The 3,729-nt window shown below is 55.8% G+C and carries 3 protein-coding genes; all 3 read right to left on the reverse strand.

The genetic code is table 11. The features are described 5' to 3' along the window. Window positions 1–3 precede the first annotated feature (3 nt). On the reverse strand, window positions 4–666 hold the full coding sequence (locus Z052_RS04860; RefSeq protein WP_099288866.1) for a site-specific integrase: 663 nt from the start codon (window positions 664–666) through the stop codon (window positions 4–6). Between the two features lie 250 nt (window positions 667–916). After that, a complete protein-coding gene (locus Z052_RS04865) occupies window positions 917–2,353 on the reverse strand; it encodes a PAS domain S-box protein (protein WP_099288867.1) in 1,437 nt (478 codons plus the stop codon). A gap of 551 nt (window positions 2,354–2,904) precedes the next feature. Further along, the coding region (locus tag Z052_RS04875; RefSeq protein ID WP_241897897.1) for an IS5 family transposase at window positions 2,905–3,729 on the reverse strand (825 nt) is incomplete at its 5' end.

The following is a 3,729-nucleotide window of genomic DNA, read 5'->3' on the forward strand; positions in this document are numbered from 1 at the left end:
TATTTAGCTGACAGTATGAATCGTCGGCTCAAAAACCGGATCCGCACCCGGGTCGGACTCGACGCTGCCCGTGACGTACGAGATCTTCTTGCGTTCTCGCTCGGCAGCTGCCGGACTCATTTCCCCGAGATAGTGGTTCCGGAACGTCTCCCAGTCCTCCCACCCGCCGAAGCTCATTACCACGGCAGGAAGTACGCCGCAGTCCCACAAGAGATGCCCGCCCCACGTCCGCCGGAGGTCGTGGACGTCGAGGTAGGTCCATCCCTCGTCACCGGTTGCCGCGTAGCGTCGCTCGCCAGCTCGCTTCACCCAGCGATAGATCGAGTTCGGCTCGACGCCGACAACCGGCTCGTCGGGATCACGCTCGTACGAGAGCGTTCGAACGGAACTGGCGAGTTCTTTCGGGATCGGAGTCTCCCGATATTTCCCGCGCTTCGCGTAGTCGTTCCACACGCGAAGGAAGCCGTCGGGAGCGTGGGTGAAGTCGTTGCTGGTGACGCTGGCGATCTCTTCGCGGCGGAGGCCCGCCTGAACACCGAGCCGAAATGCGATCTCCTGCTCGGGAGACTTCGCCTCGTCGATGAGCGCTGCGACCTCGTCGTTCTCGTCGCTCTGGCTGAGCCAGACCCGCTTCCCGTCTCGTTTGGGGTAGTCGTCAAGTCGCACAGTAGGCTTAACGAGGTGGCGCTACTAAAAATCGTGTGGAATAGGTATCTGAGGGGTCTCTTTGAGAGTCAGCTCGGGCCTATCAGTAGCCGAATCCCGGATTCTAACACATCCAGAGACGGTTGTGTTGAAATCCGTAGTCGCTGATAGTTCGTCGAGGTCGTACAGAATACAGAGCGCTTATTCCGTACGCTGCGCTCAGAAGTTGAAGTCGCACTTCTCAGTCATGGGTCGAGCATTGTCTAAACACTCACACGAACTCTCCCTGTTCAGACATCTCGAACTCAAACCGTGCTCCACCATCGGTTCCATCGGCTACAGATAGCTCCCAGCCGTGGGCTTCCACGATTCGTTTTAAGATAGTCAACCCGAAACCAGTGCCACCCTGTGCCGACGAATGTCCCGGTTCAAACACCTCGTCACGCTTTTCGACTGGAATTCCTGGTCCATTGTCTTCGACGTAGATCCCCAGTTCGTTGTGGCGGCCGACACGAACGGTCACGTCAGATCCACCATGTTCAACAGCGTTTCGGAACAGGTTCTCGAACACGTGGCGTAACCGGTCGGGGTCAGCTTGAAAAGTCATCTCGTCGACTATGTCAATAGTTGCGTCGTCCGTGTCTACTGTCGCCCAGCATTTCCCGACGAGGTCAGTCAAACTGACCGACTCTGTTTCGCTTATCGTGTCGCCTTGGCGAGCAAGCGTCAACGTATCTTCGACGATCGCCTCCATCCGGTCAAGCGCCTGTAGTAGTGGATCAAGATGATCGCTTTCTCCCTGCTCGGCAAGGAGTGTAGCGCGACCCTGTGCGACGTTGAGCGGACTGCGCAAATCGTGGGAGATAACACTCGCAAACTCTCCGAGCCGCTCGTTCTGCTGACGTAGTTGTCGCTCACGTTCGACGCGTTCAGTCACGTTCCGGGTGACCCCAACGAGGCGAGTTATCTCACCATCGGAGACCACCGGCGCAAGTTTTGTCTGCCAGATGCGTGCTTCTTCGCTGACCCGGAGTTCCTCCTGATACGAGATCGGTTCGCCAGCCTTGACACAGCGGTGATAGTTCGCGGCTAACTCAGCGCCCTGTTCTTCACCGAACACGGCTTGTGGTGTCTGGCCCTGTACCTCCTCGGTAGTAATCCCTGTCTGGCGCTCGTAGGAAGGACTGAGGCGCTCAAACTCAAATCGGACACCATCTCCATCTTCTCTAACATTCATCAGAAAGATGGCGTCCTCCACGCTGTTCAAAACGGCTTCGTACTCTTCGGCAAGTTCTCGCGCTTCGCGTTCGTACTCTTTTCGCTCAGTAATGTCTCGACTGCTAACCAGAATCCCATCGATGATGTCGTCGTCAACTCGATTCTGTATTGTGGCCTCAATCCAGCGCCACGAGCCGTCGGCGTGGCGGAATCGGACTTCAACAGTCTCGGATTCGGAAGGGTTTGAGAGAACGCCTTCCAGCGCGTCGGTGTTTCGCTCCCGATCCTCGGGATGGACGAACTCGAATCCCTCGTGGCCAACCAATTCGCCAGGGTCGTAGCCGAGAATGCGTGTGATGGCCGGACTAACGTAGGTTATCGTCCCGTCGGTATCAACAACTGTCACGAGATCATTTACCTCCTTAACGAGCGTCCGATACCACTCAGGCTTGTGGTTATTACTCTCTTGGTGGGTTGTATCGTCATCCATCGATTATAATGGGTCCAGTACACGTGTAAGCATATTAAAATCGTGCGCCACCTCCGGCGGAAGCACTACTCCTTGTTGTATATATGGGGGTGGTGGCCAAGATCTTGCTGAGTATACTCCTGTACCTCGCACGCAGATCCTATCGACTGTTAAAGATTTCAACAGGGAACTAGAGACAAAGAATCAAATAGTCAATCAGAGTAGGATTTGCTATCATGCTCCCAGACGACCTCCCAGTTGATCGCCAGAAATTGCTGACGTGGAAAACAGACTGCTGGCAGTGTGGCGAGCAAACACCTGTGGTCTGGCCACGAGGAGACCATCTTGATACGCCTCTCGGAGATATATTAGCGAATTACGAAACTCCTGTTGAACGGGTCTACAGCAATACTCTCGGCAAGAAAGTCTGGGGAAATGTCTGTCAGAACTGTGACTCTTACCAAGGAAATCATTTCATCCAGCAAGAGGCACTGGAGATTGACCCTCCACTAGCAGACTGTCCACATTGTGGGGATGAAGGGCCGTGTTGAATCGCTGTAAGGCGGAGAGATTCACTGTTTGACGAAGCGTTTGATGTTATAGACGACACACATCAGCGCGATTTCGCGGAACTCACGGAACCATGACCGCGCTCGCACGGCGAAGCCGAGCGAGCGTTTCACAGCCGAATTCAGGGGTTCGGCCATAGAGCGTTGATTGTAGCGAGTATCGTCGATTCTAGCGTTGTGCGCGTGGTCGTACGGAGCGAAGATGCGGTGCTTGATCAGCGGTCTGATCCCGAGATCGCGTAATCCGTCACGAAGCGATTGCTTGTCATAGCCTTTATCGGCCGCGAGAGACCGCAGATCGCCCGCGTTCCGGCGAGCGATCTGCTCAGCAAGATCGGCGTCACTTCCCTCCCGGTTCGTTGAGCAGTGAACGTCAAGGACGGCTTGAGACGCTGTATCGACGAGTTTCGTGACTTTCAACTTCTGAACGCGGTAGCTGATTCGCTGGCAGTAGTGGCGGCTCGCTGGTGAGCGGTCGTAGAATGTGGCGTCGATCGCGGCGTGTTCTGAGAGATCGTGCAGCTGCGCCGACTGGCGCAGCAGCACTCGACAGACGCTCATGCTGATCCGGTCGAACGCCTTACACAACGTGGACGGCGCGGGGAGATCGGCCGCGTCAAGGCCGATCTCCCCGATTATTTGTGGCATCTCTTTGAGCAGGTCGATCGTCATGCGGTACGATGAATCGAGGTAAATCCGTAGACAGTGAAGGGAAACGAGTGCATAGTCGGCGAATCCGCCGCCACCTTCCGGGGCGGCGGATTCGCCTCCATCGCCAGTAACTCTTTGAGCAACCGGTACAACCTCCCCGATGAAGCGGGAGATTTG

The organism is Halorubrum sp. C191 (genome assembly GCF_002727095.1).
In the GTDB taxonomy this organism is placed as follows: Archaea; Halobacteriota; Halobacteria; order Halobacteriales; family Haloferacaceae; genus Halorubrum; species Halorubrum ezzemoulense.

Excerpts from the sequence above, each read along its gene's own strand:
- Z052_RS04865 (WP_099288867.1), bottom strand. The coding sequence starts at position 2,353 with ATGGATGACGATACAACCCACCAAGAGAGTAATAACCACAAGCCTGAG.